We start from the raw sequence: 20,649 nt of genomic DNA on the forward strand, positions 1-20,649 counted from the left end.
AACCACCAACCCACTCCGAGCCCCTCCAACGAGGGGCCCTTTTTTTATTGGCCAAATTTGAACCGATCACTCTTCTGGGTCACCGTCAGACGCCACGCTCCCTGTAGTAGCCCGCGCGCTGGCCATCGACCTCCCGGTAGCGAAGCTCGATCGAGCGTGCAAATAGTCACTTAGCCTCTTCCGTGTTTGCAGCAATAGACTTAATCGCAACCGCCTGGATCCGGCCTTTGCCTCCTTTTTTTACTGAATACATCATTTCGTCCGCACTTCGCAGCAAGTCTTGCGGAGCAGAGTCCCCGGATCCAACAACTATTCCAATACTTGCGTCGATTTGCACGTACTTACCAGGCGCAATCTCAATGCTCTCGCGAATCTGCTCAAGGCAGCGCTGTATTACTACCGTTGCTCCGGCAGTGCCTTCGACAGAGTTCAGCAGGACAGCAAACTCGTCTCCTCCAAGCCGTGCGACTACATCGTTACCGCGGATGGCTTCCGTCAATCGCTTAGCCGTCTGACACAGTACGGTATCACCGGCATCATGGCCGTAGACATCATTGATTTTCTTGAACCCATCAAGATCCATGTAGCAAACTGCAATAAATTTTTTGTTGCGGCGGGCATTGGACAAAGCGCCCTCAAGGCGTAAATCAAACGATCTCCGATTTGCAATTCCGGTAAGTGCGTCGCTTAATGCCAAATCCTGGGCATTCTTTTCACTGCGCTTTATGGAGTCAATGTCTACCATCATCCACAAGCTTTCTTTTTCAGACACTGCTGCACCACTTAGATCAATCCAAATAGCGTCACCATTCTGTCGCTGCATTTGCAGCTGCACTGAATATCGACCATCATTGCGGAGCGCTGTGTACCCAGCAATTCCAATACGCTGATGATCCTCATCGTTCAAGTACAGATGCCGTGATGGCTGCCCATCCAGCTGCCCGTTTTCATACCCAAATATGCGCGACGTCGCCATATTCGCCCAGACTATTTTCCTCTCGCGCACCCTCATCATTCCAACGAGATTATTCTCAAGCATCAGGCTCTGTTCTTGAACAACGCCAATAGCCTCAAGCCGAGCTTTTCTCTCTGCTCGCTGCGTACGGAAAAGATAGTAGGAGTAGGCTGCAGTAATTCCTAGAACCATAAGGACAAGAAGAGCCTGACGAAGAGCCTCAGCCCTCCAGTTTTTAAGAAATTCATCCGTAGCCAAACCCGTAAGAGCGATAAGCGGATAGCCCTCGATTCGAGAATACGCAGTGATTCGCTCGATATGATCAAGCGGCGTTGGCGTGATATACCAGCCCCTTTCATCTCCCTTGCTCAATTGATCCAAAAGCTCGTCTGAAACGATTTTTTCACCAACCCCTTTTTTTGACCAGGGATCAGACCTAGAAAATCTAGCAACTAGATTTAGAGAGTTTGTTCGTAAAGCGATCGCACCAGCATCCCCCATATCCAGACGGGAAAATCTCGTCATCAGTGCATCCGACCTGACCTCAGCATAAATGATGCCGTAGAAGTTTCCATTTTTAGTTCGGAGCCCGCGAGCCAAAACAATGCACCACTCATTCGAGTCATCACACAAAACCGGCTCTGAAAAAACCATCTTCTCCACATGCGCAGCTGATAGAAAGTGTGAGGATTTAGAGACATCCACTGCCTTTCCGTTCACCTCGATCCCCACTGTTACCGAAGCGTCGGCAAACCTGAGATTAGATACTTGCGGCAGCAACATCCCTTGCTCCGCCAGTTCTTTCGTCACAATCCTATTACGCTCTTCCTCTGAGTGGACATCACTCACTCTCAAAGCAATGGTCGATAAAGAGTTCTCGATCAAGTGCATTTGCGCACCAATCTCAATACTCAAACTGTTCGCAAGATTCGCCGCGGCCTGTTGCGCCTCGTATATATCCGCATCGCGGCTGTTTTTTAGGCTCAGCGAGACCCCAAAAATGAGAATGGAGGCAACAGCCACATTAGAGAAAACCAACAAAGAAGCAAGGCGCAGCATTCATAATCCTCTTTCGACAGCCTTTTGAAACCCCGTGATTACTGGAACATTCCCCAGATGGCCATCATATTTATGATATGTCAGGCACAACCTGCAGAAAATGCCGGCGAGCCCTCTGATGATCCGATATGCATGCCGAGGCCGGGGCTCCACCACTAGAGACCATTCTCCCCATGCACCTCGAAGGTGCTGCCAACAATGCGAAGACATGAGATTCGGTTTTCGAGTGACGTTGGAGGTGTCTGGGTTCACGCTGCGTATATGTTCGTCGGCGTAGCCGGCAGCATCCCAGGCGGTCAAGGCCATCAAGACCGCGGCACGCCATCGGTGTGCTGGCTGCATCAATCCTCGGAACGTTCGCCGCTCTACATTCAATCCACCCCAAGGGACAATCCATCCCTTGCGGTTGGGGAGTCCCGTTTTTTTTCAGGAGACTCCACCATGGATCACCAAGCCATTCGCCAGCAGCTTCCCTCGCTGGTCGCCGGCCACCTGCCACGCACAGCGCGTAGCTTTCAGTTCAACATCTTCGACGGCCAGCCCAAGGAATCCGCCCTGGGCTTTCGCATCGACCCCAAGCCCTTCGAAGGCAAGGTCGTTGCGACCACCGATGAAGCCATCGTCGTCAAGATCGGCCGCACACAGTTCGCCGTGCTGGACCGCGAACTGGTCACGAACATCCCGGTCGAAGGGGCCAAGGTCGCTGTCCAACCCTACGCACGCCGTCGCTTCGATGGCTTGCGCGCGGACACCCCGGAAGAAGTCGTGGAACACTCCTCGGACGGTACGCCATACAAGGTCACCCGCCTGATCCTCGGCTCGGCACCTGCACATTTGCCGATCGCTAAGCCGGAGTGCCTTGAACTTCAGCAGCTCATCGAGCAATTGGAGTCGATGCCCGCACCAGACAGGCATCGCACCATCAGCCACATGTTGGTCGATGCCCACGCCAGCGACTTCGCACTGGTCGACCCGTCACCGAAGGACATCATCCGCACTCCGCCGACGATCAGTTTCAACGTGACTACCGGCAAGTTCGTCGGGCGCGTGAGCGTGCTGTATCTGCGCGGCGACGACGTCTATGCCATCGAAATGCACCGCGATGGCGTATGCGTCGAGCGGCGCGACGAAGTGTACTTCGACATGCTAGGCGACACCTTGGCACATCTGATCGACGATGGCTCCTGGCGCCGCATCCAAGTTCAGTCCATCTCCGGTCGCAAGGCCACCTCCCACTAACTACCCGACCGCGACCGAGCCACCCACCCTGGTGGTGGCTCGTGCTCGCCCCTCATCCAATCCCGTGAAGGAATTTCTCATGACTCTGCTCTTCAAAGGCAGCGCGCTTCGACCCGTCCTGGCCGAAGCCATTACCAACCAATGCCGCGTCATCCTGGTCAAGGATCATGGCGTGTACTGGCTCGCCGAACACGGTGAGCGCAGGCCCGACAAGCGCCAGAAGCTGATTGCCTATGCAGTTGGCTGCGACCCGGATGTCGATCCGTTCGATGACTGGTGGGAACTGGCGCGCATCGAGCTGGGCGGCGACGACTTCGGCGAGTTCTTCGACCCGAACGAAGTCGTGCTCACACGCATCCTGAACAGCACCGATGACCTGATGCTGTCGGCCACGCCCACGCACCTGTCGCTGCAGGCCGTGGCACCTACCGCACCAGAACACTGACCCTGCATCCCAAGAGCCTTCGCCAGTCGAAGGCTCTCTTTCTTGGGCCTGCGCAAAACGGGCTCGGGGCATTTCCTATTGGTCGTGGCGGCCCGGCGCGCATGGTGTGACGCTGCGTCCATGCTTGCTGACGTTGTCAGCGACATGCCAGGCAACCATCGGTCTTCGAGGTTGCGGCGCAGCACCCGCTGCGTGACCACACCAGTTCGCACCGCATCCATGCGCGAACGGCCACCGGCTCGCCGGTGGTGGATGCATTTGCCGTTCTCAACCCATCGCGGGGTTACGCACCTCTCCCCGCATCGTGGGGTTGGTGTGTCTCCGCTCTTTTCCTATGGAGATTCACCATGAGCACCACGTCCAACGAGAAATCCTATTTCGACCTTCACACCTCCGGCATCGGCTACCTGCAGCGTGCCCGTGAGGTTCCCGTCAAGGGAGGTCGCCGCGCACAGCCGTTCCTGGCTTGCACGATCGCCGCCCTGGTTGGTTCCGCCAAGGAGCCGTCCATCCGCTACTTCGACGTCAAGGTGTCCGGCACCGAGGCCAAGAAGCTGGTTCAGTCGTACGTCGGCATCGATGATCCCAAGCAGCGTCCGCTGGTCCGTTTCCGGCTCGGCGACCTCTGGGGCGATGCGTTCATCCGCCCCAGCGGTGAACGTCAGGGTGAAGTGGCAGCGAGCCTCAAGGGGCGCCTGCTGAAAGCCGAGGTGATCGATCGCGCCGAACTGGCTAAGATCGAGCAGCACGAGCTCATCACCCGAGGCATCGGCTACCTGAGCCGTCCGAAGGAGGTCACTCCCAAGGACCGCGATCCGTTCCTGTCGTGCACCATCGGCGCACTGACCGGTCCGGTCGATGAGCCGGAGTATCGCTACTTCGACACCATCGTCGCTACCACCGACGCCCAGCACCTGGTGCGTCGCTGCGTTCAGGCCATCGAGGCTGAACGCAAGGTCCTGATCGCCTTCCGGCTGAACGACATGCGGGCTGACCCGTACGTGCGCACCAAGGGCGAACGAGCCGGCGAACCGGGCGTGAGCCTGGAGTCCACGCTGATCCACATCGGTCTGATCAAGGTCGATGGCCAGCAGGTCTATCCGGCTCCTGCGGACAAAACCGAAGCACCTGCAACCCCGGACGCACAAGCGCCCAAGGCCAAGAGCACTGCCGAAATCGGCGACGCCGCCAAGCCCACCGAGCCCGCCCCGCGCGAGCACGAAGCTGAAGCGGTCGAGCACGAACCGGCAATGGCCGCTTCGTTCTGACCCACGTCAGGCTCCACTCCGGGGCCTGATCGTTTCTCCCACCTGATCCGTGCCCTCCCCTCGGGGAGGTGCACGCGTTCGCGCTTTTTCATCCCTAGCGTCAAGCCAGGCCATCCGGCCCAGGCAGATGCACGTCTTATCTCAGGAGAATTGCCATGTCTCTCGCAACCCGCTTTGCCCATCGTTCCCCGGTGCTGCGCGCGGATCGTCCCTTGTCGGACGACCAGATCCGTGCTGTTGCCCCTTCCATCTTCGCTGACGCTCCCCACGGAAGCCGATCCGAGCGGTATGCCTACATACCGACCGCGACCGTGCTGACCAAGCTGCGTCAGGAGGGCTTCGAGCCCTTCATGGTGTGCCAGACCCGTGTCCGCAACGAAGACCGGCGCGAGTTCACCAAGCACATGATCCGCATGCGCCATGCGAGCCAGATCAACGGCTCGGAAGCCAACGAGATCATCTTGCTCAATAGCCATGACGGCACCAGCAGCTATCAGATGCTGGCCGGCATGTTCCGCTTCGTCTGCCACAACGGCCTGGTCTGCGGTGAAACCACTGCCGACATCCGTGTCCCCCACAAGGGCGACGTGGCCGGTGAGGTGATCGAAGGCGCCTACGAGGTCCTCCAGGGCTTCGAGCAGGTGCAGGCGTCGCGAGACGCCATGCGCGTCATCACCCTGGAAACAGGGGAAGAAGAAATCCTCGCGCGCTCCGCACTGGCGCTCAAGTACGACGATCCGACCAGGCCTGCGCCTGTCACGGAGACTCAACTGCTTGCGCCCCGGCGCTTCGACGATCGACGACCGGACCTGTGGTCGGTGTTCAACCGCATCCAGGAAAACATGGTCAAGGGTGGCCTGACGGCACGCACGTCCAATGGACGCCGGCAGCGCACCCGCGAAGTGCAAGGCATCGACCAGAACCTGCGCCTGAACCGGGCGTTGTGGATGCTGGCCGATGGCATGCGCCAACTGAAGGCCTAGCGCCGCACGGATCACACCCCTCGCGGGTGCGGTCCGTTTCTTTTTCCCTTGGATCTCACGATCCCCCCAATCATCGAAGGAGCACACCATGGCGGCCAAATCAGCCCCGAAGTCCAGCGCACCCCTCATCGTCCCCGGGCAGCTCACGCTGCGCACCATCAACGGCCGCAATGGCCGGTTCAATGTCGGCCGCCTGGTCACCGCCATCGGTGAGTTCGCCGTCAAGGATGCAGAGCTGGAGCAGTACCCCGAAGGCAAGTACGACGGGGAGTTCCACATCCGCTTCATCTATCCCAAGGCCTATCCCACGGCCGGCGGAATGCGTTTCGAGATCCGCGCCAACCTGGACGGCATGACCCTCTCGGGCCTGGACCGGCTGAGCAAGGACGAGGCTCGCAGCTTCGCCACGCAAGAGGTCGATCCGCTGGACGAGGACGTGACTCAGCCATCGGCTACGCCAGCGGTCAAGCCTGCTGCCGATCCTGTGCAGGCCTCGGCCGATCCGCTGATCGATACCACGCCCTTTGGTGTGGATGCGCCATCTGCGACCGTGGCTGCCTCCGGCGGCCCCGACAGTGACGATGCCGCATTGTTCGGCCTGCTGTGGCCGCTGGGCGACTCCGTGAAACTGGATTCGACCATCGACCGCCGCACCCTGCGTGCACAGATCGCCCGGCTGGGCGAACTGGGCTACGCCCTCGACTTCAAGTCACAGCAGTGGAACCGGCCGGAACAACAGGCCGCCTGATCTGCCTCGCCGCATCCGCGGCATCTTCATCCACCCGCCGGGGCTCCGTCCCGCCAGGGAGGACTCCGGCATTTTCTTGCAGGAGAACTTCATCATGGGCTGGCTTTTCTCATCACGCACCCGGTCAGAACTGATCCGGGACCTCATCCAACCCGAAGAGCGCGAGCGCGCCAGCGTCCGCATCATCGCGCATACGCTGCGTGGCAACGTGTTGTGGTCCGTTGTCGAGATCACGGCCAAGGCCGAAGGCGTTCACCAGGAACTCGCGCCCGGCGAGTCCATGTGCTACATCCGCTGCGACCTGCTCCAACGCAGTGGCGGTCAGTGGGGGTACAAGGGCATGGACGAGTCCGTGTCACCGTACTACTTCACCTGCCCGCTGCGCTATCTCGAGATGGCCAAAGAGATCTCGCCCGATTGGCGCGAGAAGGTTCGGGCCTATCACGCTCAGCGGCGCCGGCCGGCAGCTTCGTCGCAACTGGCCGTGGCCTGAAGGAGGACGCGATGGACACTTCGCTGCAATCCCTCTCGCCCAAGCTGCTGGGCCAGGTCGAAGACCAGCTGTCCAACAACGAGGTTTCCTCAGACGAGGAACTGGTTGAGGACTTCATCCAGGCCGGCCTGACCGACGCACAGGCGCGGGAAGCCATCGGCTACCGCGACCGCTATCTCATCAACGTGTACCACCAGGACTTCACGCCGATTCGTACCCCAGAACGTGCATTGCGTTTCAACCCGCACGCCAGGGACTTCGAGCCGGAGTAGTCCGCATTCCTTCATTCCTTCCGGGGCATCACTGCCCCTGCGGGCGGTGCTGCCCCTCATTTCATCGAGGACACCACCATGCCTGAACCTTTATCTCCCAACCCCCTGTACCGCATCGATGAATGCAGCGACCTCATGGCCGATGCATGCGTTTGCAGCGATCAGGGCGATCTGATCTTTCTCTCAATCTGGGCGCGGGATACCGCGATCCAGCAGTTTCTGGCCCGGCTGACGCTGGGCCGCGACGAAGATGGGCTGGAGCAATTCCACCTCATCACCGATCAAGGGGGCTCCATCCCCGTGTTCGTCGGATCGGTCGACCGCTTGGAAAAGCGCCTGACACGCTCCTATCGCCGCACGCTGTTCGGCTCGATGGTCAATCTATGGCTGTTCGACCGGCGCTGCACCCGTCCGGACAAAGCCACGGCCAGCGCGCTCACGCTGCTGCCGCGTGCCTCGGCCGATCCCACCTTGCGCCTGTGGCACCTGGTCAAGGACACATGTCCACTGCCGCTGCTGGACCACTGGCAAGCGCCGGTACTGGCGCTGCTGCGCGAGCGCGACATGCTCCAAACCCTGACGGTGGCCCTTGGTCCGCTGCAGGGCTTCCGGATCGGGCTCGATGTCCCGGTTCTCACCGATGCCCTGGGCGAACTGATCCGCCGCGGCGTCCTGACCGCCTACCCGGTACCGGCTCACGCCGAGCTGCCAATGGAAGCGATGGCTTGATCCGCCCGTCACGGATGTGCGCTCTGCGCGCGCATCCGACCTTTATCCCCCCGCCAATAAGGAGACTGCCATGGCACTGATGTTCCCGCGGCTCGCCCGCAATTTCGCCAAGAACGGGTACTACCCGACCGACGAATCCACGCTCGAACGAGCGCTCAGCGCACTGGCGCCCAGCGATGGGCCGATGTGCATCCTTGATCCCTGCGCAGGTGAAGGTGTGGCCATCGCGGAAGCCGCGCATGCCCTCGGGCATGCGCAGGTCCGCGCGTACGCCGTGGAGTACGACCAGGAGCGTGCCAATCACGCGCGGCTTCTGGTCGATCACTGCATCCACGGTGACCTCATGGACACGCTGGTCTCGCGCCAGTCGTTCAGCCTGCTGTGGCTCAACCCGCCTTACGGCGACCTGTCCAAGGATGCCAATGGCAACATCGGCTACGAAGGCAAGGGCCGCGCCAGGCTGGAGAAGCTGTTCTATCAGAAGACGCTGCAGCTGCTGCAGTACGAAGGCATCCTGGTTTTCATCGTGCCGTCCTATGTGCTCGACGCCGAACTGGTCGGGTGGCTGACGCGACACTTCACCGATCTGAGCATTCACCGTGCGGTGGATACGCAGTTCAAGCAGGTGGTCGTATTTGGACGTCGGATCCGCCAGCGCGAGCTGGTCGGTGACGACACCAAGGCAGTCCGGGCCCGATTGCTACAGATCGGGCAAGGTGAAGTCGAGGCGGATGAACTTCCGTCCGAGTGGACATCGCTGCCATATGTGGTTCCCACGACCTCGGTCGAGCCGGAGCATTTCTACCGGATCAGCATGGAGCCGGCGCAGTTCGCCGAGGAAGTGAACCGGCTGCAGGGCCTTTGGCCCGCATTCGAGACACACCTTGGTGCTGCCCAGCAATCCCTGCGTGCCCCGGCACGTGCTCTGTCCCACTGGCACCTGGCACTGGCCCTTGCGGCTGGCGCCATCTCGGGTGTCGTGCAGTCCAAAAGCGGCCGCATCCTGGCCGTCAAGGGCGACACCTACAAGCGCAAGGCCACCGCCGTCGAGCACCGTGAGCGCGACGATGGCTCCATCGCAGAGACACGCATCCTCACGGACAAGTTCGTGCCGGTCATCCGCGCATGGGACCTGTCTCCCGACTCGGCCTCACTGGGGCAAGTCATCACCATCCACTGAGCACAAGGCTGTAGCGCGCTCGAAGGCGGACGCGCTGTTGTGGCCCAATGAAATCACCAAGGAGGACTATCGATGGCGTCGATCAGGATTGACACCTACATCCACCAACTGCAGTTCCCCATCGGGGCGCTGATCATCAGCAAAGGCGTCGATCGCCTGATTCGTGCCGGCACCGAAGAACCGTTCCAGTTTCTGCGGCGTCACGCCCGCGGCGATTGGGGCGATGTCCCCGCTGACCAATGGGAAGCGAACATCGCGGGAATCCAATCCGAGGCCAAGCTCGAATCGTTCTATGTTGCAACCAACGGCCAGCGCATCCGCATCTTCACCGAAGCGGATCGCAGTGCCACCCACATCGTGCTGGCTTCCGAGAACTGACTCGGTAGACCCGCACCATTCATCAACCCACTGGGGCCATGTCGCCCCGATGGGGTGCCATGGCCCCGCTCTCCCTATCCAGGAGGCCCCATGGCAACCGAAGCAGTTTCCCTCAGCGCCAGTCCCACGCGGCGTTTCAACCCCGGCCAGATGGTCGTGACCTCAGGCGTGGATGCGCTGATCCGTCAGGGTCGGCTCAATCCCACCCCGTACCTGCGCCGCCATCTCAGCGGTGACTGGGGCGATCTCGATGACAGCGACCGGCAACAGAACGACGCCGCGCTGCAATCGGGTGAAGATCGCCTGTTCTCTTCCTACCAGGTCACCACCGACCTGAAGATCTGGGTCATCACCGAGTGGGATCGCAGCGTCACCACGCTGCTGCTACCCAGCGAGTACTGATCCAACCACGGCGGCCATAGGTCGCAACTTCGCTTTCATCCCCCTGGGGCATTCATCAGCCCTCAGGGACGGTGCGTGCCCCTTTTATTTGGAGCATCACCATGACCATGCAACTCGAAGCGGCGCCCGCCGCAGACACCTCGCCCACGACCGACGACCTTTTCGATCCCGCATCCAGCGAGCTCTCCCTGAGCCTGCAAGACTTCGTCGCCGAGTTCGGCGACGAATTGCTGGACTCGCTCAACCGGGCCAATCCACCCGTCTACAGCGGTACGCCGCACGCCCACCGTCAGCTCGTGCTAGCCGGTCTCAAGCGCAAGCTGTTCCCAGCCCAGGCCGAAGTCGTCCATGCCGCCGCCGAGCTGCTCGCCAACCATGGCGAGCGGGCGGCGATCGTCAATGGCGAAATGGGTACGGGCAAAACCACCGTCGGCATCGCGCTGGCGGCCGTTCTCCACGCCGAAGGCTATCGCCGCACCCTCGTCCTCAGTCCGCCACACCTGGTCTACAAGTGGAGGCGGGAGATTCTGGAAACTGTCGCAGGCGCAAAGGTCTGGGTGCTCAACGGCCCTGACACGCTGCTCAAGCTCATCAAGCTGCGCGAGCAGTTGGGTGTGCCGGCCGCTGGCCAGGAGTTCTTCATCATCGGCAGGGTGCGCATGCGCATGGGCTTCCATTGGAGGCCCGCATTCACACGCAAGCGCACCCGGTACGGCGTCATGGGGGCCTGCCCGCACTGCGGGACGGTCGTCAACAACCTTGACGGCGAGCCGATCAATGCTCTGGAGCTGGAGGCGGAGGAAGTCCGCCGCAGGTGTGGCGTCTGCAACACCGCTATGTGGACACTGGTTCGCCCGCGAACCCTGTCCGGCAGCGATCAGCACTCGGCCGTGCTGCGGGCCTTGAAGCGTATCCCGACGATCGGCGAAGCCACTGCGCAGAAGCTGATGAAGACGTTCGGAGATGGCTTCCTGGCCTCGATGCTTGGCGACAACCTCCACAACTTCATAAATCTGATGGACGACCGGGGAGAACTGGTCTTTTCCGATCGCCAGGCACAGCGCATGGAACGCGCGATGTCCAGCATGGAGTTCGGCTTTGGCGAAGGCGGCTACCAAGCCTCCGAGTACGTCAAGCGCTATCTCCCGCAGGGCACCTTCGACCTGCTCATCGCCGATGAGGCCCATGAGTACAAGACGGGTGGTTCCGCGCAAGGCCAGGCCATGGGCGTCATCGCAGCCAAGGTCCGCAAGACCTTGCTGCTCACCGGCACCCTCATGGGGGGCTACGCAGACGACCTCTTTCATCTGCTGTTCCGGGCTTTGCCCACGCGCATGATCGAGGACGGATACCGTCCCAGCAGTAACGGCAGCATGAACGCGGCCGCCATGGCGTTCATGCGGGACCACGGCGTCCTGAAGGACATCTACTCCGAGAGCGACGGGCCAGCCCACAAGACGGCCAAAGGCTCGAAGATCACAGTCCGAACGGTGAAGGCACCGGGCTTTGGTCCGAAAGGTGTCCTGCGCTGCGTCCTGCCTTTCACGATCTTCCTGAAGCTGCGCGACATCGGGGGCATGCTGCCGCCGTATGACGAGGAGTTCCGGGAAATCGCGATGGATGCCGAACAGGCCCACGCCTACCGCGACCTGGCCACGCGCCTGACCGCGGAACTCAAGGAGGCCTTGCGCAAGCGGGATACCACCTTGTTGGGTGTGGTGCTCAACGTGCTGTTGGCCTGGTCCGACTGCTGCTTCCGTGCAGAAACCGTGCGTCACCCACGCACGCGCCAGGTCCTGGCGTTCACACCGGCTCAGTTCAACGAGCTGGAGATCATGCCGAAAGAGCGTGAGCTGATCGACATCTGCCGCGAGGAGAAGGCAGCGGGTCGCAAGACCCTGGTCTACTCGGTCTATACCGGTACGCGCGACACCACGTCGCGCTTGAAAGGGCTGTTGGAGCAGGAAGGCTTCAAGGTCGCTGTGTTGCGCGCAAGCGTGGATGCGAGCCGCCGAGAAGACTGGATCGCCGAGCAGCTCGACCGGGGGATCGATGTCCTCATCACCAACCCCGAGCTCGTCAAGACGGGGCTGGATCTGCTGGAGTTCCCCACGATTGTGTTCATGCAGTCGGGGTGGAACATCTACACGTTGCAGCAGGCCGCCCGCCGTTCGTGGCGCATCGGCCAGAAGCTGCACGTGCGGGTGATCTACCTGGGGTACGCGGCCACGTCGCAGATGACGTGCCTGGCCTTGATGGCCAAGAAGATCCTGGTGTCCCAGAGCACGTCAGGCGACGTCCCGGAATCCGGGCTCGACGTGCTCAACCAAGACGGTGATTCGGTAGAGGTCGCCCTGGCCAGACAGCTTGTTGCTGCTTGATGGTCTTTGTATGCCGGCGCCCTCGGGTGCCGGCATTTTTTCGTGCACGAATCACCTAATCGCGTAACCCTGTCGGCGATAGGTAAACTGAGTCGATTAGGTTACTCGCAGAAGGCAATCTGCTGCGATTGCTAAGGTGATGATTACGAAAAAAGTTGAGTGCGGCATCACTGACAACGCGCCGGGAGTCGCTAGGCTGCTGCTTTGGAAAAACGCTGTCTCGGATTGGAAAAACGTTCATATCGGAGGAAAAGAAGATGAGTCCAGATGATGTCGCCGCGATCCAGAGAATCGTGCACGATGCGATGCAAAACACCGAGTTCATCAACAAGGTTTGGATCGCGGGCGCTGCCGTAGTTGTGTCCGTTTTTGCCGCTCTTGTCGCCTCGTTCACGCAAATGCTGGTAGCTCGATCGCAGCGTAAGACACAGCTAAGGTTGGCCGCTCAGCTAGAGCTTCAGCAGAAGCAAGCACTCAGCGAGCAACTGTCCATGCAGGAACTCGCATCGCGTCGAATAGCAAACGCCAACGTCTCTGCAAAGCGGCAGATATGGATTGACGAGTTGCGAAAAGACATCGCCAGATACCTGTCGCTATGGCAGGAGATATGTTATCGGTGGGATGCCATCGTGAGCGAACCCCGGACCGAGGAGATCTCCGACCAAGCGCTCAACGCGTTCAAGCAGCCTATCGCCGAAATGCGCCTGGAGGCCTTGGAACTGCAGTTGCGTATCGAGTTGCGATTGAATATGACAGAAGTGGATCATCAGGAACTCAAAAACCTCATGAAGGAGCTGGAGACATCCACCATCCTGTTCCAACGTACCGCGAGTTCGCTTCCGCCTGCAGACATTCAGAAGGTCTTCGGAACGATCAAGCAACAGCTGATCGCCAAGTCTCAGAAGATCCTCAAGGACGAATGGGAACGGGTCAAGAAGGAGTCGTACGCAGATCCCAGCGTAACAACTTCCAGCAAGCCCACCTCCAGGTCGGCTGCCTGAGGTAGCCGACCGACATCCCGTAAAAACTGGGCGCGCGCCATTGCGCATTCTTTGCTGACTGGGTCGAGGCGCCCGGCGAAGGTATCGGCTTACTGCAACAGGAAGCCGATCCATGCAAACATTCAGTCTCGTCCCCCGCGCGGTCGCGTGTGGCTTGTTGAGCATCGCCACACTGCTTGGCGGCTGCGCCACCGCTTCAGCGCCTGCTGTCATCGAGTCGGTTCCGGACGAAGCGGCGATCTCTGCTCGCGTACAACTGGAGCCGGAGTTCATTCCGGTGGCGCGCTACGGCCGCTACACCCTCGTCGAACTGGCACCGCTCACAGCGCAGCGTGACCTGCTTCAGCAGGTGATTGACGTGCGGATGCCGGAAGAGGCCAGAGCCAGCATAGGCGATGGTCTGCGCCACGTACTCAAACGCAGCGGCTACCAGATGTGCGAGACGGCACACGCGGTCATCCAGCTGTATTCGCTCCCAATGCCCGCCGCCCATCTGCAGTTGGGCCCCATGACGCTGCGTGACGCGCTGCTCACCCTTATCGGGCCGGTCTGGGATCTGGAAGTGGATGACCGCTCACGGCAGGTGTGTTTCGTCCAGCCAAGAGCCCAGGGGGCTCTACCCATCCAAGAACTACCGCCCACCGGAGCAATCCCGCCTATCCAGGTTGAAGAGGGTTCCCAGCCATGACCACATCACACCCCCTTCCCGCGGCGAAGTCATCGCGCGCCCCATCTCTCGCCCACATATTGCTGTGGGCGTGGCTTGTGGGCCTGACGGCGTTGGTCTTGGTCGCGCTCCAGATAACCGGCGAGCTTGCTGGACAGTCTCAGCTCGACAGCTCCGTGCAGCGTCTGCAAGCACTGGAGTCACGCGTGGGTGAGATTGTGCAGGCCAATCGTGCTCTGCAAGAGCGACCTGCGCCGGCGACCGCTACGGCACTACAGGAGGTGCACCAGTCATTGAAATCCCGCGCTGATTCCCTGGACCAGGCATTGGTCACGCTTGCCAGCCAAGAGGATCTTGTTGCATTGCGGGCGGATCTGGAACAAATCAAATCGCGCCAAACGACAGCACGCAGCAGCACCGTAGCGAGCAAGCCCCATCCCGTGCAGCAGGCAGCAGTCAAGCCAGCGGAGGCTCCCATGCCATTTCGAGTGATTGGCTCGGAACTGCGTGCAGGCCAGCGCACGGTATCGGTCGCACCGGCAGGTGGCGCTCTCTCCGCCTCTCAAATCCAGGTGCTACTGCCTGGCGAAAGCATCGGCCATTGGCGTCTGCAAGATATCGACCGAAACACCGCCGTGTTTCGTGCCGGGGAGCAGATCCGTCGCGTGGCCATTCCCTGAGGGACTATCCCATGAAGCAGCCACTCCTGCTCACCGCAATGCTTCTGGCAGCCCTCAACGAACCAGCCTGGGCACAGCAAACACCGGCTACACCGTCGCATACTACCCAGAGCCAGATCGAGCACAGTCAGGACGACAAGCTGGCCCGCGACTGGGGGCTGCGCCGGGAAGAGTGGACGCGCTACCGAGAGCTGATGGCCGGTCCCCTTGGCATTTACTCGCCCAATCTGGATCCCCTTTCCGCCCTCGGAACAGAAGCTCGTTCCGACGAGGAGCGACGGCGCTACGCCGAGCTCCAGGTGCAAGCTGAAGCACGCCGCGTGGAAAAACTACTGGCCTACCAACGCGCTTATGACGAAGCTTGGCAACGGTTGCAGCCCAATGCCCAGCGCGTCAACCTGCCAGACGCTGGCCCGCGTCAAACCAACGCCTCAGTTCAGGGAAGCGGACGCACCGCCGTTTTCGTGCGTGACAACTGTGCCCCTTGTGACCAAGCCATCGCGCGGCTGCAAGCGTCGGGCTCGGCCTTCGACGTATACGTTGTAGGTAGCCGAGCCGACGATGCCCGCATTCGCGACTGGGCACGCCGGACCAAGATCGACCCGTCCCGCGTTCGTGCCCGCACGATCACCCTCAATCACGATGCAGGTCGCTGGCTGGCCCTCGGGCTGCCAGGTGAACTGCCCGCTGTCGTACGGCAGGTGGATGGCCAATGGCAACGGCAGCCCTAGGCCTGGCCCGACAAGCCCTGATGCTGTGGCTGGTCGGTGGGGTGATCAGCGAGACCGCCGTGGCCCAAGAGATCCCGCCGCCGGCCTACCAATTGGCCGCCAGGCAGGCTGGAATTCCCTCCGTTGTGCTGTACGCCGTCGCATTGCAGGAAAGCGGCATGCGCCGCAATGGACGCGTTGTGCCCTGGCCCTGGTCCCTGAACGTCGCGGGCGAGTCTCAGCGGTTCGCCACCCGTGTCGAAGCATGCGCCGGCCTGCAGCTGGCCTTGCGCCAAGTTCCGCCAACACGCGTGGACGCAGGCCTGGGCCAGATCAATCTTGGTTATCAGAAGCATCGCTATGGCCGCCCCTGCGACTTGCTCGATCCTTACGCCAATTTGGCGATCGCCGCGCAGATCTTGCGCGAGCAGCACACCCCGGGCGAGGACTGGCTACTGGCGATAGGTCGCTACCACCGACCGGCTGGTGGTGCACCTGCCGCGCGCTACCGGCGCAGCGTCGCCCAACATCTGGAGCGCGTGCAAGCCTCGTCACGCGCAGCATCTGATGTCCGCAAGGAGACCCCACCATGAACCTCTCCCACCTCTCGGCTGCACACGGGTTGGTCGTTCTGCTGACCATACTGGCTACTCCATTACATGCGGCCAAGCCCTTAGTCGTTGTCCAAGACCACGGTGGCACTTCAGCGCTGCCTTACTACGAAGCGCTCAACCTGCTGCCGCGTATGTCGGGTACGCCAAAGCCTCCCATCGTAATGCCCGTGCCACCATCCAAGGCTGGCGGTGAAGCAAACATGCTGCCGGTGCGCAGTACCAAGCTAACGCCAGGCACGGTTAATCGCCGTGTCATCGAGGCACCAGGGCTGCAGCCGTTCTTCTTGATCGGAGACGATGAAGCCTCACATGCTTGGTTGTTCCGCCATGCAGCCTCTCTGCGTGAGCGCAACGCCGTGGGTCTAGTCGTGAATGTAGACTCGATGCAGGGGCTCACCCGTCTGCGGGCTCTCGCACCCGGTATCCAGCTCGCCCCCGTAGCTGCCGACGATCTGGCTGACCGGCTTGGCGTTCGGCACTACCCCGTGCTGATCACCAGCACCGGCATCGAGCAATGACGCCATGGGCCAGACCCAGCCTGTAGAAGTCCTGCTGCGCCCAGCGGTGGAGCTTTACACCGTGGCGGCTTGCGCCGGCGCGGCGTTTTTGTCCTTAGTAGCTCCATGGTCGCTCGCGCTAAGTCCGGCCATGGGGATTGGCAGTGCGCTGGCATTCCTGGCCTTCGGTGCGATCCGCCTGAGACAGGCCCACGCGATCCTCCGATACCGCCGCAACATCCGACGCCTTCCCCGCTACGTGATGATCAGCCGAGACGTACCAATCAGCCAGCAGCGGTTGTTTATCGGCAGAGGCTTTCTCTGGGAGCAGAAGCACACGCACCGGCTGATGCAAACCTATCGTCCGGAGTTCCGACGCCATGTCGAACCCACGCCAGCCTACATGATGGTCCGACGTTTGGAAGAGCGCCTGGAGTTTGCGCCGTTCCCGCTCTCGCGTTTGGTCAGGATCACTGCCTGGGACATCTCGCTCAATCCTTTTCGCCCATTGCCACCGGTTGGCGGTTTACCGCGCCTACACGGCATTGAGCCAGATGAGGTCGACGTCAGTTTGCCGCTTGGCGAGCGTGTTGGTCACTCGCTGGTGCTGGGAACCACCCGTGTCGGCAAAACGCGATTGGCCGAGCTATTCATCACCCAGGACATACGGCGCAAGAGCGCTACCGGTGAACATGAGGTGGTTATCGTCTTCGACCCGAAAGGTGATGCCGATCTGCTCAAACGCATGTACGTAGAAGCCAAGCGGGCTGGGCGCGAAGGTGAGTTTTACCTCTTCCACCTGGGCTGGCCCGAGATCAGCTCGCGCTACAACGCAGTGGGGCGATTCGGGCGCATCTCCGAGGTTGCCACTCGAATCGCCGGGCAACTCTCGGGCGAGGGCAACAGCGCCGCCTTCCGGGAATTCGCTTGGCGCTTCGTAAACATTATTGCGAGAGCACTCATCGAATTGGGCCAGCGCCCCGACTACCTGCTGATCCAGCGGCACGTCATCAACATTGATGCCTTGTTCATCGAGTATGCGCAGCACTACTTCGCCAAGCACGAGCCCAAGGCTTGGGAGGTTATCGTCCAACTTGAGGGGCGGCTGAACGACAAGAATATTCCACGCAACATGATCGGCCGTGAGAAGCGTGTAGTGGCCTTAGAGCAGTATTTAAGTCAGGTGCGCAACTACGATCCCGTTCTGGACGGACTGCGCAGCGCGGTGCGCTATGACAAGACCTACTTCGACAAGATTGTTGCGTCATTGTTGCCGCTGTTGGAGAAGCTGACCAGCGGGAAAATCGCTCAGCTGCTGGCGCCGAATTATTCCGACCTCGAAGATCCGCGTCCGATCTTCGACTGGATGCAGATCATCCGCAAGCGCGCAGTCGTTTATGTCGGTCTGGATGCCCTGTCAGACGCGGAGGTTGCTGCCGCAGTGGGGAATTCAATGTTCTCGGACATGGTCTCGGTGGCAGGTCACATCTACAAGTTTGGCGTCGATGATGGCTTGCCAGACGCAAATCCGGGAGCGAAGGTCCCCATCAATGTCCATGCGGATGAATTCAATGAGCTGATGGGCGACGAATTTATCCCCATGGTCAACAAGGGCGGTGGTGCCGGTATTCAGGTCACCGCATACACACAGACACTGAGCGACATCGAGGCGCGCATTGGCAATCGCGCCAAGGCTGGCCAGGTTGTGGGCAACTTCAACAACCTGTTCATGCTGCGTGTGCGGGAGACGGCCACTGCGGAACTGCTGACCCGCCAGTTGCCAAAGGTGGAGGTTTACTCCACAACCATCGTCAGCGGTGCCACCGACAGCTCAGACATCCGCGGTGCCACCGACTTCACATCGAATACCCAGGATCGCATCAGCATGTCCAGCGTGCCGATGATCGAACCATCGCAGGTGGTTGGACTTCCCAAGGGGCAGTGCTTTGCTCTATTGCAAGGCGGCAACTTGTGGAAGATCCGCATGCCGCTGCCTGCACCCGACCCCGATGAGGTCATGCCCAAGGATCTACAGCAGTTAGCCGGCTATATGCGCCAGAGCTATAGCGAGGCAGCACAGTGGTGGGAGAACACTGGATCACCAGGCCTGCAGGAGGAAGATCTGCCGGAGGATCTGACCGATGACACGATCCCGCCCGAAGCTGCCGGCAGCGAGCAGTTGCCATGAGCGATGCGGTCAGCACCGCGAAGCGCCAGGAGGCCCGCCGTGAAGGACTGCTTGTCGGCTTGATCAGCACGCCGTTCAGGTTGTTCGGCGTCTTGATCGGCTCGCTGCTGATCTCGATCGTGATCGAATGCGTGGGGATGCACTTCTTTTGGAAGGATCAGGGCTGGCGTCACTCTCAGGCTATGCTGCAGTACGAGCTGACCCACCTGTCTGGGCATTTCACTCGCAGTGCCATCGTCACGGAGCCCACGCGCACAGCGCATGAGCTCGTGGATACAGGCTACCGCTGGATGTTCGTGCGCACTGGTCTGCTGGCGCGCATGGAGCAAACGGCTGACCGCGCCCGCGCGCCCAGTCAGCATCGCACACGAGACTTCCGCTACTTCATCAGCCAAGCCTACGTGTGGGCGGAAAGCTACTTGATTGCCGCTGCCTTTACGACGCTCACGTACCTGGTTCGACTACTTGTGCTGGTGCTGACCCTGCCTTTGTTCGTAACAGCAGCATTCGTAGGCTTCGTGGATGGATTGGTTCGCCGCGACGTACGCAAATTCGGTGCAGGGCGGGAGTCCGGTTTTCTCTATCATCGCGCCAAAGCCTCGCTCATGCCACTGGCAATCTTGCCTTGGGTGATTTACCTGGCTTTGCCAGTTTCGGTTCACCCGCTGATCATTCTGCTGCCGAGTGCGGCTCTTCTTGGGCTGGCCATGAATCTCACCGCTGGCAGCTTCAAGAAGTATCTGTGACAGACTCTCGGCTCTAGATTCCAACAGCCAAGGAGTGAATGAATTTCTTTATTTCTGCTTGGCGTATCTCAGGTAGGCCATCGTTGATGTAGTAATTCATAGCCCTGGCCGGCACCGGAATAACCTCATTATCGTACTCAAATATAAGGCAGTGGCTCAACTGGAAAATGACGGCAACTTTCTCAGAATCAAGCTTCTCCATCTCGGATTTCTTGAAGTTGCTATAAAAAACTGACTCCAAATGGTGGGCCGTAAAGTTGCTTATTATTGCTTGAAAGTTTCGATTGACGAGAATAGAACGAAGTAAACCTTGTTCCTTGATGTTTTGAGAAAATACACCTCGACTCTGCTCTAGACGTTCGTAGTTGGCGGCGAAAGAATCAAAAATAGAGCGCGCCATTTCAAAAATGCGGACCTTGTCAACCAAATTAGTTAAGTCGTATGCAACATACCCCACTTCTGCCTGCCCGTTACTTATGCGTTTGTCCAGCTGTTTTATGGCATCAGAAAACTCATGTCTGAATTTTCTTTCGCTGTGTAGGTACTTGCACTCAATCGCTATTTTTTGTCGACACAAGACCACATCGCATTCGGTAGAGAGGTCGATTTCCACTCCGTCACCCATACTTGCTGCGAATCTGATTGCCATGGCAAGCTCGAAGAATGCGTCGTTGTATCTCTCATCCTCATCAGCAAGGGTGTGCCCCCCATCGAGCAAGTCAAGCAACTTCTGTTGCGGGACGATGATTTTACTATCGACATCGAACAGAGCATTGATCGAACGATATTTGTTGACTATTCCAATGAGCGCCGCAACCTCCATCTCGTCCATTTTTTCAAGGTCGTCCAGCTTTTTCCGATAGCCCCACAACTTTGTGCTTTCAATCGGTGCGCCTTTTCCAATCTTCAACCTTAATTTTCTAAAATTATTGATCAATAGATCAAACTCTTCTAGCAACCCATCGAAGGCGAGCGATTTCGCTACAAAACTCATACTTACCCCATTCAGTTCAG

At 59.8% G+C, this 20,649-nt stretch carries 22 protein-coding genes; 20 read left to right on the forward strand and 2 right to left on the reverse strand.

Going from position 1 to position 20,649, the window contains the following annotated elements:
• Window positions 1–166: 166 nt before the first annotated feature.
• Window positions 167–2,014, reverse strand: a complete 1,848-nt coding sequence (locus ACP6KB_RS15615) for a bifunctional diguanylate cyclase/phosphodiesterase (protein WP_023098629.1) — start codon at window positions 2,012–2,014, stop codon at window positions 167–169.
• A 441-nt stretch (window positions 2,015–2,455) separates the two neighbouring features.
• On the opposite strand from ACP6KB_RS15615, the gene ACP6KB_RS15620 reads away from it, so the two are divergent.
• The 20 genes from ACP6KB_RS15620 (at window position 2,456) to ACP6KB_RS15715 (ending at window position 19,635) form a co-directional block, all read left to right on the forward strand.
• Complete coding sequence (locus tag ACP6KB_RS15620) at window positions 2,456–3,253, forward strand: hypothetical protein (RefSeq protein WP_023098628.1); 798 nt, start codon at window positions 2,456–2,458, stop codon at window positions 3,251–3,253.
• A 79-nt stretch (window positions 3,254–3,332) separates the two neighbouring features.
• A complete protein-coding gene (locus ACP6KB_RS15625) occupies window positions 3,333–3,698 on the forward strand; it encodes a DUF3085 domain-containing protein (RefSeq protein WP_023098627.1) in 366 nt (121 codons plus the stop codon).
• A gap of 347 nt (window positions 3,699–4,045) precedes the next feature.
• Window positions 4,046–4,966: a DUF3577 domain-containing protein gene (locus ACP6KB_RS15630; RefSeq protein ID WP_023098626.1), complete on the forward strand. Its 921-nt coding sequence runs from the start codon at window positions 4,046–4,048 to the stop codon at window positions 4,964–4,966.
• Window positions 4,967–5,121: 155 nt separating this feature from the next.
• Window positions 5,122–5,949, forward strand: a complete 828-nt coding sequence (locus ACP6KB_RS15635; RefSeq protein ID WP_023098625.1) for a DUF932 domain-containing protein — start codon at window positions 5,122–5,124, stop codon at window positions 5,947–5,949.
• 88 nt (window positions 5,950–6,037) lie between these two features.
• Complete coding sequence (locus ACP6KB_RS15640) at window positions 6,038–6,697, forward strand: DUF3275 family protein (protein WP_023098624.1); 660 nt, start codon at window positions 6,038–6,040, stop codon at window positions 6,695–6,697.
• A gap of 94 nt (window positions 6,698–6,791) precedes the next feature.
• Window positions 6,792–7,190, forward strand: coding sequence for a hypothetical protein (locus ACP6KB_RS15645; RefSeq protein WP_023098623.1), 399 nt, complete (start codon window positions 6,792–6,794; stop codon window positions 7,188–7,190).
• An 11-nt stretch (window positions 7,191–7,201) separates the two neighbouring features.
• Window positions 7,202–7,462: a hypothetical protein gene (locus ACP6KB_RS15650; RefSeq protein ID WP_442107950.1), complete on the forward strand. Its 261-nt coding sequence runs from the start codon at window positions 7,202–7,204 to the stop codon at window positions 7,460–7,462.
• Window positions 7,463–7,540: 78 nt separating this feature from the next.
• Entirely contained in the window at window positions 7,541–8,191 is a 651-nt protein-coding gene (locus ACP6KB_RS15655; RefSeq protein WP_023098621.1) for a hypothetical protein, read from the forward strand.
• Between the two features lie 16 nt (window positions 8,192–8,207).
• Window positions 8,208–9,371: a DUF6094 domain-containing protein gene (locus tag ACP6KB_RS15660; protein WP_225321758.1), complete on the forward strand. Its 1,164-nt coding sequence runs from the start codon at window positions 8,208–8,210 to the stop codon at window positions 9,369–9,371.
• 72 nt (window positions 9,372–9,443) lie between these two features.
• Window positions 9,444–9,749, forward strand: a complete 306-nt coding sequence (locus ACP6KB_RS15665; RefSeq protein ID WP_023098619.1) for a hypothetical protein — start codon at window positions 9,444–9,446, stop codon at window positions 9,747–9,749.
• Between the two features lie 90 nt (window positions 9,750–9,839).
• Window positions 9,840–10,151, forward strand: coding sequence for a hypothetical protein (locus ACP6KB_RS15670; RefSeq protein ID WP_023098618.1), 312 nt, complete (start codon window positions 9,840–9,842; stop codon window positions 10,149–10,151).
• Between the two features lie 101 nt (window positions 10,152–10,252).
• Window positions 10,253–12,532: a DEAD/DEAH box helicase family protein gene (locus ACP6KB_RS15675; protein ID WP_023098617.1), complete on the forward strand. Its 2,280-nt coding sequence runs from the start codon at window positions 10,253–10,255 to the stop codon at window positions 12,530–12,532.
• A 257-nt stretch (window positions 12,533–12,789) separates the two neighbouring features.
• The gene (locus ACP6KB_RS15680; RefSeq protein ID WP_023098616.1) at window positions 12,790–13,533 is read left to right on the forward strand and encodes a hypothetical protein; all 744 of its coding nucleotides are present in this window, start codon (window positions 12,790–12,792) and stop codon (window positions 13,531–13,533) included.
• A 112-nt stretch (window positions 13,534–13,645) separates the two neighbouring features.
• Window positions 13,646–14,221: a PFGI-1 class ICE element type IV pilus protein PilL2 gene (gene pilL2 / locus ACP6KB_RS15685; protein ID WP_023098615.1), complete on the forward strand. Its 576-nt coding sequence runs from the start codon at window positions 13,646–13,648 to the stop codon at window positions 14,219–14,221.
• The gene (locus ACP6KB_RS15690) at window positions 14,218–14,880 is read left to right on the forward strand and encodes a hypothetical protein (protein WP_023098614.1); all 663 of its coding nucleotides are present in this window, start codon (window positions 14,218–14,220) and stop codon (window positions 14,878–14,880) included. The genes pilL2 and ACP6KB_RS15690 overlap by 4 nt, the downstream gene beginning before the upstream one ends.
• A gap of 11 nt (window positions 14,881–14,891) precedes the next feature.
• Entirely contained in the window at window positions 14,892–15,611 is a 720-nt protein-coding gene (locus tag ACP6KB_RS15695) for a TIGR03759 family integrating conjugative element protein (protein ID WP_023098613.1), read from the forward strand.
• On the forward strand, window positions 15,593–16,183 hold the full coding sequence (locus tag ACP6KB_RS15700) for a transglycosylase SLT domain-containing protein (protein ID WP_023098612.1): 591 nt from the start codon (window positions 15,593–15,595) through the stop codon (window positions 16,181–16,183). Before ACP6KB_RS15695 ends, ACP6KB_RS15700 begins: the two co-directional genes overlap by 19 nt.
• A complete protein-coding gene (locus ACP6KB_RS15705) occupies window positions 16,180–16,722 on the forward strand; it encodes an integrating conjugative element protein (protein WP_023098611.1) in 543 nt (180 codons plus the stop codon). Before ACP6KB_RS15700 ends, ACP6KB_RS15705 begins: the two co-directional genes overlap by 4 nt.
• A gap of 4 nt (window positions 16,723–16,726) precedes the next feature.
• Entirely contained in the window at window positions 16,727–18,889 is a 2,163-nt protein-coding gene (traD, locus tag ACP6KB_RS15710; protein ID WP_023098610.1) for a type IV conjugative transfer system coupling protein TraD, read from the forward strand.
• Window positions 18,886–19,635, forward strand: a complete 750-nt coding sequence (locus ACP6KB_RS15715; RefSeq protein WP_023098609.1) for a TIGR03747 family integrating conjugative element membrane protein — start codon at window positions 18,886–18,888, stop codon at window positions 19,633–19,635. The genes traD and ACP6KB_RS15715 overlap by 4 nt, the downstream gene beginning before the upstream one ends.
• 13 nt (window positions 19,636–19,648) lie before the next feature.
• Here ACP6KB_RS15715 and ACP6KB_RS15720 read toward each other — a convergent pair whose 3' ends face one another.
• On the reverse strand, window positions 19,649–20,629 hold the full coding sequence (locus ACP6KB_RS15720) for a hypothetical protein (RefSeq protein WP_023098608.1): 981 nt from the start codon (window positions 20,627–20,629) through the stop codon (window positions 19,649–19,651).
• Between the last annotated feature and the right edge of the window lie 20 nt (window positions 20,630–20,649).

This window comes from Pseudomonas sp. NUPR-001, from assembly GCF_052147955.1.
GTDB lineage: Bacteria > Pseudomonadota > Gammaproteobacteria > Pseudomonadales > Pseudomonadaceae > Aquipseudomonas.

Excerpts from the sequence above, each read along its gene's own strand:
- traD (WP_023098610.1), top strand. The coding sequence starts at position 16,727 with ATGGGCCAGACCCAGCCTGTAGAAGTCCTGCTGCGCCCAGCGGTGGAG.
- ACP6KB_RS15680 (WP_023098616.1), top strand. The coding sequence starts at position 12,790 with ATGAGTCCAGATGATGTCGCCGCGATCCAGAGAATCGTGCACGATGCG.
- ACP6KB_RS15620 (WP_023098628.1), top strand. The coding sequence starts at position 2,456 with ATGGATCACCAAGCCATTCGCCAGCAGCTTCCCTCGCTGGTCGCCGGC.
- ACP6KB_RS15640 (WP_023098624.1), top strand. The coding sequence starts at position 6,038 with ATGGCGGCCAAATCAGCCCCGAAGTCCAGCGCACCCCTCATCGTCCCC.
- ACP6KB_RS15615 (WP_023098629.1), bottom strand. The coding sequence starts at position 2,014 with ATGCTGCGCCTTGCTTCTTTGTTGGTTTTCTCTAATGTGGCTGTTGCC.
- ACP6KB_RS15705 (WP_023098611.1), top strand. The coding sequence starts at position 16,180 with ATGAACCTCTCCCACCTCTCGGCTGCACACGGGTTGGTCGTTCTGCTG.
- ACP6KB_RS15625 (WP_023098627.1), top strand. The coding sequence starts at position 3,333 with ATGACTCTGCTCTTCAAAGGCAGCGCGCTTCGACCCGTCCTGGCCGAA.
- ACP6KB_RS15675 (WP_023098617.1), top strand. The coding sequence starts at position 10,253 with ATGACCATGCAACTCGAAGCGGCGCCCGCCGCAGACACCTCGCCCACG.
- ACP6KB_RS15645 (WP_023098623.1), top strand. The coding sequence starts at position 6,792 with ATGGGCTGGCTTTTCTCATCACGCACCCGGTCAGAACTGATCCGGGAC.
- ACP6KB_RS15630 (WP_023098626.1), top strand. The coding sequence starts at position 4,046 with ATGAGCACCACGTCCAACGAGAAATCCTATTTCGACCTTCACACCTCC.
- ACP6KB_RS15700 (WP_023098612.1), top strand. The coding sequence starts at position 15,593 with ATGGCAACGGCAGCCCTAGGCCTGGCCCGACAAGCCCTGATGCTGTGG.
- pilL2 (WP_023098615.1), top strand. The coding sequence starts at position 13,646 with ATGCAAACATTCAGTCTCGTCCCCCGCGCGGTCGCGTGTGGCTTGTTG.
- ACP6KB_RS15635 (WP_023098625.1), top strand. The coding sequence starts at position 5,122 with ATGTCTCTCGCAACCCGCTTTGCCCATCGTTCCCCGGTGCTGCGCGCG.
- ACP6KB_RS15655 (WP_023098621.1), top strand. The coding sequence starts at position 7,541 with ATGCCTGAACCTTTATCTCCCAACCCCCTGTACCGCATCGATGAATGC.
- ACP6KB_RS15695 (WP_023098613.1), top strand. The coding sequence starts at position 14,892 with ATGAAGCAGCCACTCCTGCTCACCGCAATGCTTCTGGCAGCCCTCAAC.
- ACP6KB_RS15670 (WP_023098618.1), top strand. The coding sequence starts at position 9,840 with ATGGCAACCGAAGCAGTTTCCCTCAGCGCCAGTCCCACGCGGCGTTTC.
- ACP6KB_RS15690 (WP_023098614.1), top strand. The coding sequence starts at position 14,218 with ATGACCACATCACACCCCCTTCCCGCGGCGAAGTCATCGCGCGCCCCA.
- ACP6KB_RS15715 (WP_023098609.1), top strand. The coding sequence starts at position 18,886 with ATGAGCGATGCGGTCAGCACCGCGAAGCGCCAGGAGGCCCGCCGTGAA.
- ACP6KB_RS15720 (WP_023098608.1), bottom strand. The coding sequence starts at position 20,629 with ATGAGTTTTGTAGCGAAATCGCTCGCCTTCGATGGGTTGCTAGAAGAG.
- ACP6KB_RS15665 (WP_023098619.1), top strand. The coding sequence starts at position 9,444 with ATGGCGTCGATCAGGATTGACACCTACATCCACCAACTGCAGTTCCCC.
- ACP6KB_RS15650 (WP_442107950.1), top strand. The coding sequence starts at position 7,202 with ATGGACACTTCGCTGCAATCCCTCTCGCCCAAGCTGCTGGGCCAGGTC.